The sequence below is a fragment of the Mycoplasma sp. 2248 genome, from assembly GCF_034863245.1.
Lineage (GTDB): Bacteria > Bacillota_I > Bacilli_A > Mycoplasmatales > Metamycoplasmataceae > Mycoplasmopsis.
Window position 1 is genome coordinate 76,326 of the sequence record NZ_JAYFFC010000001.1, and the last position, 14,857, is coordinate 91,182.

Sequence of the window (14,857 nt, forward strand, 5' to 3'; positions counted from 1 at the left end):
TAAAAAAATAAGATGCAATTGCATCTTATAAATATGATTTTTTGATTGGGAATTTTTTAGTCAATTCTAAAACTTCTTGTTTAAGTTCATTTAGTTTATCGATTCCATTTTCTGAACTTAACATTTCATAATTTCTAAGTGTGTAATCAATTATGTCAGCTAATTTATCTCATTCTGTGAAATCTCTACTTGTCATAGCAGCAGTTCCAATTCTAATACCACTTGCTACAAACGGTGAAAGTGTATCGAATGGAATTGTGTTTTTGTTTAATGTAATGTTGATTTTACCTAAGATTTCTTCAGCTTCTTTACCGCTAATGTTGTATGTTGATAAAACATCAATCATAAATAAGTGGTTGTCTGTTCCACCTGAAATAATTTTTGCACCTTTGTTAATGAAGTTATTACATAACTTAGCTGCATTTAATCTAATGTTTTTTGCATATTCTTTAAACATAGGTTGCATAGCTTCATAAAAGCTTACAGCTTTTCCAGCTATAGCGTGGAATAATGGACCACCTTGGTATCCAGGGAATACTCATCTGTCGATTTTTTTAGCAATTTCTTCATCATTAGTCATAATGATCCCACCTCTGCCTCCACGTAATGTTTTATGTGTTGTAGAAGTAATAATATCTGCATAGCCAACTGGCGATGGGTGTTCTCCAGTAGCGACAAGTCCTGCAATGTGAGCTATATCAGCAAGTAATTTTGCACCACATTTATCAGCTATTTCTCTGAATTTAGCAAAGTCAATTGTTCTTGAATAAGCCGAATAACCACAAATAATTAAGTGTGGTTTTTCTTTTAGAGCAAGTTCTAAAATTGCATCATAATCTAAAATTCCATCTTTACCTAAATCATATGAAACTGAATCATAGAAAATTCCACTAAAACTGATTTTGTATCCGTGCGTTAAGTGTCCACCTGAACTAAGTGAAAGTCCCATAATTTTTCCTCCACTAGGTACAACCGATGCAATAGCAGCAGCATTTGCAACTGAACCTGAATAAGGTTGCACGTTAGCAAATTTAACACCAAAAATAGCTTTTAATCTATCAATAGCAGCTTGTTCAACTACGTCAACATTTTCACATCCACCATAATATCTTCTATTTGAGTAACCTTCACCATATTTGTTTGTTAAAATGCTACCTTGAGCTTTAAGTACATCTTCTGAAACATAGTTTTCACTAGCGATTAATTCAATGTGATCTTCTTGTCTTTTTAGTTCATTATTAATTGCATCTTGAACTAATTTATCTTTTAAACTAATATCTGAATACATAGGTCTCCTAGTTGTTAAAGTGTGAATCTATTTTTTCAATTTGCTCACTTGAACCTGTAATTCTAAGTGTTACATTGTGTGAATTTTCTTTTTTGTAATCATCAATTTGGTCAATGCTGAAACAATTTGAAACTGATTTAATTTGATTAATTTTATCTTTGATGTACTCACCGTTTCCAAGTTCAAATGTAAGGTCAAGTGTTTTATATGGTTCAGTATTAACTGATTGGAATTTAGTTGCTGCTTCTTTGTTTCTAATGTTTTTAATCACATCTGTAAATAATTCGGCATAGAATGCATTTGTCTTATCAATTGATGGATGAATTTTACCTAATCAACCTAATTCAACTTGTGCACCTGTGTTTTGGTCAATGTAAACAATTTTTGCAGATGCATTTGGATGAACTAAAGCATTGTCTTTTAAAGGAACAAATTCTAAATCTAATTTTGCAAAATTAATAATATCTTGTTTCATTTCAAAGAATGATTTAGTTGTTGAAGCAAGACCTAAAACTTCATTAGAGTTCCCGATCATTCCTACTTCAAAAATGTTAATTGAGTTTAATTTACGTTTTTGATTGTATTCAACAACTTCTTGCAATGAAACAATAATTGAATTACGTACGTATTCTCTTTCTTTAGAAACGAATGTTAATAAAGGCCTAACAGTTTCTTTTAAGTCTAAAACTTTAAAGTTTGCTTTTTCTTTAGAAACAAGTGTAAATGTTCTAACTTCTGAATAACCCATCCCACTAATAATATTTTTTGTTCTATCTTTTGATTGTGTAATTAATGGAACGTTTTTAACAACTTCTTCTTTAAAGTTGCTGTATGAATAGAATCTGAATAATTCTTCCATAACATCTTCAAATAAGTTAACATCATATCTATAGTTAGGGACTTTAACAATGTCTGCTTCAAAGATAAATCCTAATTTACTTAATTGATCTTTAGCTTTGTTAAATTCAACTAATTGATTGTCTGATTTATTTGAGTAAACTTTTAATTTTTCATTATCAATTTTTATTTCTTTGTAGCTATCAAATTCAAATTCACCAATTGTATTTGAGACTTGTAAATCATTGCAGTATGATCTGATGAATTTAACTGCTAAACTTGCTAATTCGGGTGTAATTGTTCTTGCACCTTGTGCAGCTGAGTTTGAAATTAATTTAAGTTCTTTAGATGAATGTCTAACATCTGTAGACTTAAACACTCCAACTTCAAATAAATAATCATTTGTTTGTTCTGTAGCTTTCGTGTCTTCTAGACCCATAGCGCAAGCAACTGAAACAGGTTTATTGTTAGCAAAAATTGTTAAAACATTATTTAATTCAACTTCTTTATTTCCTAAAATAACTAATTTTCCTGAATAATAATCTGCACTTAAATTGTTTTCTAATTTTGTAGCATCATAAACGTGAGCAGGAACACCATAGTTAATTAATGTTAAGTTTGTTAAATTAACTGCTCAGTCAAATTTTGTATCAATACCGTGTTTTGCAAGTAACATTTTTTCATATAAAGTTATTTCTTTTTTACCTTTAACTTCTGTAAATGATAAATGTTGTGCTTTGTTTTTATTAACTGTAAATTGTGTTGTAAATGAACTTGGTGTTTCTTTTAATACGCTTATAAAGTCAGTATCAAAATATGAAGCTAATTCTCTAGCTAAAACATAATATGAGTTCGCATCATTTCTGTTTGCCGTTACTGAAATTTCAATAAGTGTATCATTAAGACCTAAAAGTTCCATTGCATCATCTTCAAGTGTAGCAAAATCGTTTGGTAAAACTAAAATTGAGTCAGTATATGATAAAAGTGAATTATCATATTCAATTTCAGATCACGCACCGAACATTCCTTGTGATAAAACACCTTTAATTTCTTTGTCTGCTAAAACAAAATCGCCTTTTGATGCACCTGTTGGGAAGCAAATTGTAAGGTCACCTGGTTTTAAAATTCTATTATTTGTTTGAATTGTGTATTCACCTTGTTTTGTTAAAACTTTAACTACATCTAATTTGTCTGAATTAGGGTTAACCGAAACTTCTAAAACTTTTGCAAATACTAAACCTTTAACGTCAGAGAAAGGTGAAACCGATTCAACTTCTAAACCTAAGTTGTTTAATGCTTTTTCTACTTCTTTTGCATCTAACTTAATATTTGGTAAATATTTATTTAAATGTTTTAAAGATAAAATCATAAATTACTTTCCTCCTTTAGTTAAATCTCATTCGATTGGTTTTACATTGTTTTGTTTAAGTTTTTTATTAATAGTTTTAAATAAGTGTGAATCTGCAAAACCTTTATTGTAACTATATGGACTTGGGTGTGCAAGTTCAACTAAGTTCTTAGGATTAATAGCTATATCTTTAATGAATTGTTGTGCTTTTTTACCTAACGCAACTACAATGACATTAGGGTTTTGCGCAACTACTTCCTCAACTACTTTGTGTGTGAAAGTTTCTCATCCTATTCTGAAGTGCGAAGCAGGCTTGCTTTGAGCAACTGTTAAAACTGTATTTAATAATAAAACACCTTGTTTAGCTCAAGAAACAAGTGAAGTTGTTTCTAATTTTGTTTTAGGATAATCTTTTTTAAGTTCCTTAAGCATATTATTTAGTGATGGAGCAAATTTGTCATCGTATGTTGAAAATGCTAATCCATCAGCTAAACCTAATGTGTGGTATGGATCTTGACCTAAGATAATAACTTTAGTTTCATTAACTTGGAAGAATTCAAATGGTTTAAATAAATCCATTTGGTGTGGAAAAACTTTAACTCCATTTGTTTCTTCTTCTTTTAATTTATCTAAAATTTTTGTAAAGTATGGTTTTTGACCTTCTGACTGTAATATTTTTAAAAAACTATCTTTCATTTTTAAATTGCTCCATTATTCTTAAATCATTTCTGTATAAATCTCTTATATCTGTAAAACCATATTTAATCATTGTGATACGTTCAATTCCAATACCAGCTGCAAAACCGTTAAATGACGAATCAAAACCAGCCATTTCTAACACACTTGGATGAAGCATACCAGCACCTAAAATTTCAATTCATCTATTTTTGTAAAATACATCAACTTCAACACTTGGTTCAGTGAATGGGAAGTAACTTGGTCTTAATCTGATTTCAACATTTTCTTCTAAAACATATGAAAGTAAATCTTTAAGAGTTCAAATTAAGTTAGAGAATGAAACTTTTCCAACTGTAACAAAGTCAATTTGAGTAAATTGGTGTGAGTGAGTTGCATCATCTTCATCATTTCTGTAAACTTTACCAATAGCAAAAGTTGAAAATTCCTTATTAGGATTTTCTTCAAGAACTTTTGCAGTAATACCTGTATTATGTGTTCTTAATAAAGTTTGTTCTGTAATGTAAAGTGAGTCATGCATTCCTCTAGCTGGGTGATCATCTGGAATATTTAAACGTTTAAAGTTATATTCATCAGATACAATTTCACCATCTTTACGTTCATAGTATCCGTGTTGGAAAAATCAATCTCTTAATCTTTCTTCTACAAGTGTGATTGGGTGTAATGCTCCAGGTTTTAAAACAGGAATTGTTACGTCAATAAATTCTGAATTAATTTTCTTTTCAATTTCAAGTTTTTGAATTCTTTCTTCAGCTAACTTAAAGAAATCTTCATATTCTTTTTTAAGAACTGTAATTTTTTGTCCAATTTCTTTCTTTTGTTCAACTGGGGCTGTTTTTAATTCTTGTTGAAGTTTGTAAATTTCTCCTTCATTTGAAAATACACTTGCTTTTGCTACTTTAAGATCTTCTAATGAATTAATGTTTTCTAATTTTAAATTCATCTAATCCTCCTTAATTGCTTCCTTGATTTTTTGTCAATATTTTTTGTATTTTTGTTCGTTTTCATTTAATCCAGCAAAATAAAATTCTGCTTTAGATAATTCTTTTGGTAAATATTGCTGATTAACATAATTGTTTCAGTAGTTATGTGGATATTTGTAATCAATTCCATCACCTAATTTAGCCGCTGATGCATAATGTGAATCTCTTAAATGTTTTGGTATTTGATAAATTTGTCCTGAATCTAAGATTTGCTCTGTGTTTTCGATTGCAATGTATGTTGAGTTACTTTTTGGTGCTAGTGCAATATCAATAATTGCAAAAGCAATTGGTAATTTTCCTTCGGGCATTCCAAGTCGCTCAAAAGCTTCAATTGCATTGAGCACTCTTAAGTTTACATTCGGTGAAGCGTGACCAATATCTTCATATGATGCACAAATCATTCTCCTGAATAATCCATCAACATCTCCACTTTTTAAAATTAACATCCCATAATACAGTGCAGCATTTACATCTGAACCTCTAAGAGATTTGTGAAATGCAGATAAATTGTTGTAATGTGCGCTTGAATTTAAGTCACTGTAGAAGTTAATATTCGGAATAACTTGTTTCAGTTGCTCTTTGGTAATTTCTACACCTGGATCTGAACATAAAATTAGCATATGTAAATTGTTAATACTTAATCTTAAGTCTCCTGAAGAAAATCTAGCTAAGTTTTTTAGAACATCCATACTAATTAAATAGTTAGGAAAACTTTCCTTAACAATTTGATTAAGTTTCTCTGCGATTTCATCTTCTGAAATCTTAAAAAACTGCACAATTTGCATTCTACTTCTTAGAGCAGGTACAACTTTAAAGTAAGGGTTTTCTGTTGTAGTTGCATAAACAATAATCTTGTCAAATTCTAGATAAGATAACAAAATGTCTTGCTTATCTTTATTTAATCTATGTATTTCATCGATGATGATTACATCATTATTTTTCAAAATATTAATTAATTTATCTTTATTATCAACTGATGCGTTAAACAAATCATACTTAAGACCTAATTGGTTAGCCAAAATCATTGCACTTGTTGTCTTACCGGTTCCTGATTCACCAAAGAAAATAAAACTTGTTGTTATTTTGTTTGCAATAACTTTTTCAAGTAATTTAACAACGTGCTTTTGTCCGACAATGTCTTCTAATTTAGTTGGTCTAATTAAATTTGCTAGATTTTTATTGTTCATAACACCCTTTTAGTTAATTAATAAAATAAATTTTATTAATTATACATTTTTATTTTTTTAAAGATTGCACTTTGTTGTTTAGTTTATAGTAATAAAAGTTTAAAGTAGCAAAACTTTTAAAGCTTGCACACTATTATAAAAATAAAAATAACTGCTTTGTAGCAGTTAAATTTAGTCAATTACATATTGTGATATGGTACATTAGTTTTAACAAAAATGAATTTATGATTTGGAAGTATTTCTTGAAGTTGTTCATACATATCAAGCGCAAATACTTCTTCATCTAAGTGTGGAACTTCTAAAATGTTTGTGTTTGTTTGGTCAAATACGATTCAGTCACTTCATCTAAAGTCACTTGAAATGATTAAGTCACATTTTGTAGCTAAATCATTAATTTGTCCAATGTATCCACTTCCACTTAAGATTGCAACTGTTTTGAATTTTTTATCGTAGTTTTCAGGTGCAACATTAGTTCTAAATGAGTGCAATCCTAATCTTTTTTCTAATAATTCTTTAATTTGGTTTAATGATAAATTAGCATCAACAACTGATGAGAATTTTTGTGTTAATTCTTCATTTTGTTTTGCTTCTATACCCATATATCTTGCAATTTGGTATGAAGTACCTTTTGGATCGCAGTCGTAATTTGTGTGCATTGAGAATGCTGTAATTTGGTGTTTTCTAAGTAAATTTATGATTTCTCTTTTGTATGGTGCTTTGTAATCTTCATCAATTCATCTTCTTTCGAATTTGAATGGGTGGTGTGTTAAGATAACGTTGCAATCATTGTCAATTGCTTCTTGAAGCACTTCTTTTGTAAGGTCGATTGCTAAAACTGCACCTTTGAATTTTTTAGCTTGAACTGTTTTTACTGAGTACCCTGATGGATCTCAAATTTCTTTGTTTTCTAATGGGTACATTTTGTTTAATAATTCAATAAAATCTTTAATTTTTAAACTTTTTTCTCTCATAATATCAATTTTCCTAATTTTGTTTAATTGTTGTTTTTAGTTTCTAATAAAGTCTTTTAAGTTTTTACCGTGTTTTGGATCTGATTTAAGTTTACGTAAGATTTTGTTTTCAATTTGTCTTACACGTTCTTTAGAAACTCCTCCACGGTCTAGCGCTAATTCTTCTAATGAGTGCACTCTGTATTTATTTCCATTTTCATCAACACCGATACCAAAACGTTTACAAATAAGTTTTTTATCTTCTGGATCAAGGTTGTTAACCATATCTAATAAGATTTCTTCTAATTCTTCTTGTGAAGCATAATCAACCGGCGAAACAATGTTGTCATCTTTAACAAAGTCACTGAATGATGAATCGTTTTCTTTTCCGACTTGTTTATCTAATGAAATAGGGTCGATATTAATTTTTCTAATGTATCTAACTTTAGCAGCATCATATCCATTTTGGTATCTTTCTGCAATTTCTTCATCAGATGGTTCTCTTCCTAATTCTTGTTGTAACTCACGTTCAATTTTTGAAATTTTGTTAATTGTTTCAACCATATGAACAGGCACACGGATTGTTCTAGCTTGGTCAGCTACAGCTCTTGTGATAGCTTGTCTAATTCATCAAGTAGCATATGTTGAGAATTTAAACCCTTTGTTAACGTCATATTTTTGAACAGCTTTTAAGATACCTGAGTTACCTTCAGAAATTAAGTCAATAAATGTAAGCCCTCTGTTTTTGTATTTTTTAGCATTGTTAATAACTAAACGTAAGTTTCTTTGGATAAGTTTATCTCTTGCTCTTTTTCCTCTGAAACCACCTTTTTCCATTAATTTAGCTAAGTGTTTTTCTTCTTCTAAAGTTAGTAATTCTCCATATTTACCGATTCAACGCATATATCATTTAACAATGTCATTTGTTTCAGTAAGTTTGTTTGATAAGTTGTATTTAATTTTTGTATCGTCAGCTAATTCAATTGGTTCATCATAAGTTTCAAAAACTAAATCCATATCATCAAAACCTGAATCAATTCCTGCATCATCAAAGAATTCATCGCTTAATCTATGAACTTCAGTTTCTTTTTCTTCGTCTTCCTCTTCTTCTTCATCAGCTTCTATTTCTTCATCTGGAATTGTGTAGTAATCTTCGTTTTCGTCATCTTCATAATACTCATCATCATCCATATCATCAGAATCAAAGCCACCGTCAAAGTCAGGTTCCTGATCATCAAGGTCAGTTAATTTTTCAAAATCATAGTCATCTAGACTTTTTTCTTTTGTTTTCTTAGATTTTTTTGATTTTGCAGGTGCTACATCTTCAAAATCAGCTTCTGTATAGTCATCATTGTCGCCAAAGTCAACATCATCAATAATAATATTGTTATCTTTTAATTCTGACATAAAATCATCAATAGTGTCTTCATCAATAGATAAACCTTTTGAGCTTAAGATATCAAAGACTTCTTCTTGAGTTAAGTAATCTTTGTGGTGCTTTTTAAGCTCTCTCTTCATATAATTAATAATCTCTTCAAATTTATACATAAATTATCTCCCTCTCTTCTTATCAGGTTTATTTGAGTTAAGTTTTTTCAAGTTATTTATTGTGTCAACAAGATATGGTGGCAATGCATCTCCCTTAGGTAAATCTGCAATTGTTTGTTGTATAAATGGTTCTTGTTCTACTATATATGAATTAAACGAAAGTATGCTTGTCTCTGTAAAGAAAGTTGTTTCTTCATATAACTCGTGTAAATAATTTTCAATAATTTCTGAATTAACTTCAGCTTCAGTCATTCCACAATTTTTAAGTAAATATTGCTTGAATATGTCTAAATAATTTTCATTTAAATATTGTGCAGTGTTTTTTATGACTTCTTTGTATAGCTTACCAATTTGAGTTGGGTAGCTAAAAACAGCACCAATATGTTCAGTTTGTTTTAGGATATCCAAAATATGAGGGTTCATCATAGCTTGAGTTAAGATTTTCAATCTATTTTGAATACCTAAAGTAGTGAGCTTGCTGTAAAAATCTTTTTCATCAAACCTAACATTGTTAAGTGCTTGAACGAACCCATCATATGGATCAATAGGTGCATAGGGGTCATTTGCAACAAATTCATCATACTTGACTTGTTCTTGGATTTGTCTTTTAGGAACAATTTTTAGTTCGTAATTAAATTCTCTTTGTAATTGTGATTTTAAATATTGTTGTTCTTTTTCACTAAATAAATCAAGGTATTTATTAAGTTCAATGATAAACAAGTTAAAGTGATTAAAATCATAATTATCACTGCTGATTTGATGTTTGATTTTTAAACGATTGTAAAGAAAGTCAATAGCAGATATTTGTGAATTGTTAATCAAGTCAACTAAAGTTTGTGCACCATATTCATTTAAAATTTCGTCAGGGTCTTTTGAATAAGTGTTATTAATAATAGAAACATCAAAATTGTGTTCTAATAATCTACTTAAACTTCTAAATGTTGCTTCAATTCCTGCTTTATCATTATCAAGGAACATTAAAACTTTTGTGTTTTTTATAAGTGCTAAATGTTCTTTAGTAAGAGCAGTCCCCATAATTGCAACTACGTTTTCAATTCCTGCTTTATAACAAGCAATAACATCCATATAACCTTCGACAATTACAACTTGTTTTTTAGTTCTAATTGAATCTTTAGCATTATGGTAGTTATATAAAATTCTCGATTTGTTAAATGCAGCAGTTTCTGGAGAGTTAATGTATTTAGGCGAATTAGGATCATTGTTATTTAGTTTTCTTCCACTAAATCCAACAATGTGTCCGTGTTCATTAGCAATACCAAAAGTTACTCTATCCCAGAATAACTCGTGCATATCTGCATTAACTAATCCTGCTTGTTGCATTTGATGTGTTGAATAATTTAAATTAGTTAAATAATTAACCAAAACATTTTTAGGTGCATAACCAATGTTGAATTTTTCTCTAATTTGATTGTCAATTTTACGTTTAGCTAAATATTCTTTAGCAGCTTGATTGGTTAAATATTGAACTTTGTAAAATGAGTTAACAATGTCTAAAACATCAGTTATTTCAATTGCTTCTTGAGAATAATTTATTGTTTCAGTTTGCTTATATTGTTCAAAATCAAGTTCAATATTTGCTCTTTTAGCTAAATATTCTAATGTGTCTACATAAGAAATGCTTTTGTATCTTTTCACAAACTCAATTACGTCACCAGCAGTTTCGCAAACAAAGCATTTGAAAATTTGCTTAGTTTGAACAACACTTAAACTAGGTTTGGTATCTTGGTGAAAAGGACATAGTCCAACATAACTATTTCCCTTTTTATGTAATTGAATAAATTCAGAAATAACATCAACAATATCATTTTCATGCTTAATTTGATTTGTTATTTCAGAAGTTAATCTTGCTGACATTATTTCCTCCTTTGAATTAATTTAGTTAGTTTTATTTTTGAATAAATGAAATTACTTGGTCAATTGATACTCTGACTTGTTCCATAGTATCTCTGTTTCTTAAAGTAACTGCATTATCCTCTAATGTGTCATAGTCAATTGTTAAACATCAAGGCGTTCCAATTGCGTCTTGACGACGATATCTTTTTCCGATTGAACCAGCTTCATCATAAGTTACTGAAATTCCAGCAGCAACTAAATTGTTGAAAATTTCTTTTGATTTTTCATTTAACTTTTTAACAAGTGGCATAACAGCAACTTTATAAGGTGCAATTTCGTAAGGGAAACGTAAAATAATTCTTGAATCATTATTTTCTAATTGTTCTACATCATAAGCACTTGTAATTACAGCTAACATTAAACGATCTAATCCGATGCTTGGTTCAATAACATATGGAATAACTTTTGTATTAGTTTCAGGATCTAAGTAATCAAGTGATTCTCCTGTTGCATTCATATGTGACTTAAGATCGTAATCTGTTCTGTTAGCAACCCCAAGTAATTCACCTCAACCAAAAGCAAAATTAAATTCAATATCACTTGTTCCTGCTGAATAGTGAGCTAACTCTTCTGGATCGTGAGCTCTAACTCTGATTAAGTCTTTTGAAATTCCTAATTGTTGCACAAAGTTATAAGCTTTGTTTACATAGTAGTCAAATCATTGTTGTGCTTCTTCAGGTTTTGTGAAGAATTCAAGTTCCATTTGTTCAAATTCCCTTGTTCTGAAAATGAAGTTTCCTGGCGTAACTTCATTTCTAAAGCTTTTTCCAACTTGTGCTACACCAAATGGTAATTTAGCTCTCATTGTTCTTTGAACGTTTTTGAAGTTAATAAAAATACCTTGTGCTGTTTCAGGTCTTAAGTAAACTTTTGATTTAGCACCCTCAACAACTCCTTGAGAAGTTTCGAACATTAAGTTAAATTTCTTAATGTCTGATCAATCTGTTTTATCTCCCTCATATTCTTTGATGTGCTCTCTTACAAAAACAACCATTTCATCAAAGCTCATTTTTTCAGGAATTAAATCAGGATTTACTTCTTGAATCAATTTGTCTGCTCTATATCTTTTTCCATTAACTTTGTTTTCGATTAGAGGGTCAGAGAAGTTAGAAACGTGACCGCTTGTTACTCAAACTTGTGGGTTCATTAAAATTTTTGAGTCAATTAAGTAGTTGTTAGTTTCTTTGATAACAAATTCACGTTTTCAAGCTTGCTCAATGTTATCTTTTAAAAGTGAACCAAGTGGCCCATAATCTCAAGTATTTGACAATCCTCCATAAATTTCACTTCCTTGAAAAACAAATCCAGAGTTCTTCAAGTGATTAACAATATCATTCATTTTATTTTCTCTATTATTTAGCATAATTGTAATTTTATCACTAAACGCTTAATAAAAAATTTATTTTTTATTATCATAATTTGATGAAAACAAAAAGAAAAAAGCAAAAATTTTTGAATTTTGTTACACATTTGATTTTTACAATTTACTATTAAGTTTAAAATATGTTTATCCCTTACAGACTATGGAAAACATCAAAAAATAGCTATTTTTTCTTAATTTTTATGAAAAAAAAGCAAAAAAATACCGTTTTTTCCTAAATTATAGGGATATAAGTAGACAAATATATCATCATTATTTATAAAAAGCATTTATAATTAAGAGGAACGAAAGTTTATTTTATATAACGTTATACAAAATTACTTATTTAAACAAAGGAGATATATGAAACGTTTACAATGTTTATATAGACCTAACAAGGATAAAAACTACCCTTGAGCTCTTAAACACCCAAAAGTTGAAAGTCCTTTAGCTCTATTCAAAACTCGTAAAGACGCTATGACCTGATTCTTATCATTAGGTTACGAGTGTGCAACTTGATTCCAAACAGATAAAAAAATCTGAGGGGGAATCGTTATCGAATTCAATGATAAAGATTCAAAAGGAAATATCGTTCCTGAATTCGAACTTAACGTTGATAAATTCGACGGTGGTTTAGATTACGAAGAAACAATAGAAGAATTAGCTATTGATCCAAAATCAATGAAACGTGATGACAAAACAGCTAAAAGAAACTTCAAAGAAGTAGTTGATTTCAAAATCATTAAAGATCACGAAACATACTTCCCAGCTGATGATGATTACGTTTACGAAAGAAAAAAATCTGCTAAAGACTTAGAAATTGAAAAATTACAAAATGAATTAAGCAAAAAAGAACAATTAGAAAAAGAAGTTAACGAACTTCAAGAAAAATTAGCTAATTCAGTTACAAAAGAAGTTTTAGTTGAAAAATTTGTAGAAAAAGATGTTGAAGTTTTACCAGTGTGTGAAGATAAAATTACTGAATATGCATACATTAGAGACTTAATGATTTCTGAACAAATCAAAGTATTAGCAATCTACGCTAGAAAACTTCGTTTAACAGCTGCTTCATTACCAGAAACATTAACATCAATAGAAGACATCAAACGTATTGAAACAAACTTTGAAAACGTTTTAAAAGCTGCTAAAGCTCTTAAAAAAGATGTTAAAGGAAATGAAGAATACAAAGAATTATTAGCTGCTATTGTTGCTACTATTTCTAAAGCAATGCAAGAATTTGCTGACAAAGTTAAAGGAAGCGAAGAAATCGAATTCAACGCTGAAACAGAAGTTTACTCAGTATGTGAATTAGTTGGAAACATTACTTTAGCACAAAAAACTTCATACGTATTATTCAACAACTTACACGTTGGATTTGTTAAAAAAGACAGCTACGACTACTCAATCTTCTTAGGTGAAGAAGCTCAAAGACAACACTTCTTAGTATTTGAATCTGTATTATCAGATGGTGTTGTTTCAGGTGAAGGTCAAGTTGTTACAACACGTTCAAGAGCTAGTCTTTTAGCAATTTTCTTAATTGTTTTAGGATACTCAATCTTAATCGTGTTAACAATCTTATTAGGATTAGGATACATCATTTAGTTTTAATCCAATGCGCAAGGCTTAAACGCCTTGTTTTTTTATTCTCTGAATGTGTTAAAATTTATATAAATATAAATTTAAGACAAGAAGGTGTAAGATGAGACTATCATTAATTTCATTAAAAAATAACTCAGTCGAAAAAGTAAGAGAATACTTAGAAAGATTAAAAGATCAAAGTGCACAAAATTTTGAAGTTATTCTTTGTTTAACTGAAAACTCAAAAGCAATTTTCAAAGTTGCTAAAGATTACTACCAATTTTTCGGTAACAGACTTATTATGATTTTCAACACAAAAAGCACTTCATATCAACACAATTTAATTAGTGCATTTAGAGTTGCAAAGGGTGAATTTATTACTGTTTTAAATTCAGATTCAACATTTAGAGATAGTTATGTTGAAAACATTTTAGAACAAGCACAACGTTGAAATGTTGATGTTTTAGAATTCAAACCAAAACTAATCGGTTCAGTTAGATTCAAACCAAAAGAAAGAGCTGAAATGAGCCAAATGTTTGATTTAACTAAAAATTCATTACCATTAGCTTATAGTTTCCCTTTCATCTTCAACAAAGTTTTCAAGAAATCATTAATTAAAAAATTCATTAAATATAGACCTCAAATTTCAAACGATTCAATTATGTGTATTGAAGTTACATACAGTCTTTTAATGAATGCTAAAAAATATAAGTACCTTGACTATAAGGTTAAAAGAGATTTTATTTCATCAGATATTTGATTAAACACACAAAATTATGTTAAATCATTTGACATAATTAAACAAATAGCAAAGAATCAGAACTTAAAGATTAATGAAGAATTAGAATATGCAAAATACTACTTCTTAAAATTACTTCTTTCAGGTTTTTTAAAAGCAAACTACTTCTTCTACAAATTATTCAATGTTCAAGATGATGAAGTTAGCGAAAAACGTAGTTCATTCCTAAATGATAAGCACGCTGAAACAATTAAGAAAATCGAAGATACAGCAGATTTTCAAACATTTTTAACAACCAACTATTATGTTCTACTTGATAATGATGAAACTAAATTACTAAAAACTAAATTTTCTAAATTAAAGGCAGATAAATTATTAAAAGGACTTGAATAATTAACTTTCCATATGGGCTTTCTCATATGGTTTTTT

The 14,857-nt window shown here is 29.1% G+C and carries 11 protein-coding genes; 2 read left to right on the forward strand and 9 right to left on the reverse strand.

Translation table 4 applies throughout. From position 1 onward, the window contains the following. Nucleotides 1-25: 25 nt before the first annotated feature. From glyA to VBM91_RS00265, 9 genes are all read right to left on the reverse strand, one after another. Nucleotides 26-1,288 (reverse strand): serine hydroxymethyltransferase, encoded by a 1,263-nt coding sequence (gene glyA / locus VBM91_RS00225; protein ID WP_323188901.1) that lies wholly within the window; start codon nt 1,286-1,288, stop codon nt 26-28. Nucleotides 1,289-1,295: 7 nt separating this feature from the next. Then, the gene (locus tag VBM91_RS00230) at nt 1,296-3,494 is read right to left on the reverse strand and encodes a phenylalanine--tRNA ligase subunit beta (protein ID WP_323188534.1); all 2,199 of its coding nucleotides are present in this window, start codon (nt 3,492-3,494) and stop codon (nt 1,296-1,298) included. 3 nt (nt 3,495-3,497) lie between these two features. Beyond that, complete coding sequence (locus tag VBM91_RS00235) at nt 3,498-4,169, reverse strand: uracil-DNA glycosylase (protein ID WP_323188535.1); 672 nt, start codon at nt 4,167-4,169, stop codon at nt 3,498-3,500. Further along, the gene (pheS, locus tag VBM91_RS00240) at nt 4,159-5,112 is read right to left on the reverse strand and encodes a phenylalanine--tRNA ligase subunit alpha (RefSeq protein ID WP_323177504.1); all 954 of its coding nucleotides are present in this window, start codon (nt 5,110-5,112) and stop codon (nt 4,159-4,161) included. The genes VBM91_RS00235 and pheS overlap by 11 nt, the downstream gene beginning before the upstream one ends. Continuing rightward, entirely contained in the window at nt 5,113-6,339 is a 1,227-nt protein-coding gene (locus VBM91_RS00245) for a replication-associated recombination protein A (RefSeq protein WP_323188536.1), read from the reverse strand. 179 nt (nt 6,340-6,518) lie between these two features. Further along, nucleotides 6,519-7,310: a Nif3-like dinuclear metal center hexameric protein gene (locus tag VBM91_RS00250; protein WP_323188902.1), complete on the reverse strand. Its 792-nt coding sequence runs from the start codon at nt 7,308-7,310 to the stop codon at nt 6,519-6,521. A 36-nt stretch (nt 7,311-7,346) separates the two neighbouring features. Beyond that, the gene (locus VBM91_RS00255; protein WP_257089700.1) at nt 7,347-8,837 is read right to left on the reverse strand and encodes an RNA polymerase sigma factor; all 1,491 of its coding nucleotides are present in this window, start codon (nt 8,835-8,837) and stop codon (nt 7,347-7,349) included. Between the two features lie 3 nt (nt 8,838-8,840). Then, nucleotides 8,841-10,712 carry a DNA primase gene (dnaG, locus tag VBM91_RS00260; protein ID WP_323188903.1) on the reverse strand — a complete coding sequence of 624 codons (1,872 nt, stop codon included), beginning with the start codon at nt 10,710-10,712 and terminating at the stop codon, nt 8,841-8,843. Nucleotides 10,713-10,743: 31 nt separating this feature from the next. Further along, on the reverse strand, nt 10,744-12,114 hold the full coding sequence (locus VBM91_RS00265) for a glycine--tRNA ligase (RefSeq protein ID WP_323188904.1): 1,371 nt from the start codon (nt 12,112-12,114) through the stop codon (nt 10,744-10,746). A 360-nt stretch (nt 12,115-12,474) separates the two neighbouring features. On the opposite strand from VBM91_RS00265, the gene VBM91_RS00270 reads away from it, so the two are divergent. Further along, nucleotides 12,475-13,713: an MAG3090 family protein gene (locus VBM91_RS00270; protein WP_323188540.1), complete on the forward strand. Its 1,239-nt coding sequence runs from the start codon at nt 12,475-12,477 to the stop codon at nt 13,711-13,713. A 97-nt stretch (nt 13,714-13,810) separates the two neighbouring features. Then, a complete protein-coding gene (locus VBM91_RS00275; RefSeq protein ID WP_257089694.1) occupies nt 13,811-14,821 on the forward strand; it encodes a glycosyltransferase in 1,011 nt (336 codons plus the stop codon). Nucleotides 14,822-14,857 lie beyond the last annotated feature (36 nt).